At 64.5% G+C, this 296-nt stretch carries 1 pseudogene; it reads left to right on the forward strand.

The features are described from left to right. Positions 1-296: pseudogene (locus RTX98_RS19895) on the forward strand (heavy metal translocating P-type ATPase); the annotation flags it as partial.

Consider the following 296-nt stretch of genomic DNA (forward strand, 5'->3'; position numbering starts at 1 on the left):
TGTTTCGATCTCGCCGGCTTCCGGTGCCGACATCGCTCAGGCCGCAGCCGGCATCGTGTTCACCGGCGAAAACCTGGCGCCCGTGCTGCAAAGCGTGGTCACCGCCCGCAAGGCCCGCCGCAAGATCTTCAGCAATTTCAGCCTGGCGATCGGCTACAATGTCATTGCCGTGCCGATCGCGGTGCTCGGCTTCGCCACGCCGTTGATCGCCGCCGTTTCCATGTCGGCCTCGTCGATCCTGGTAATCGCCAATGCGCTGACGCTCGGCCTGTCCTTGCGCAAGGTCGGCATGCGCA

The sequence above is a fragment of the Tianweitania sp. genome, assembly GCF_032053605.1.
In the GTDB taxonomy this organism is placed as follows: domain Bacteria; phylum Pseudomonadota; class Alphaproteobacteria; order Rhizobiales; family Rhizobiaceae; genus Tianweitania.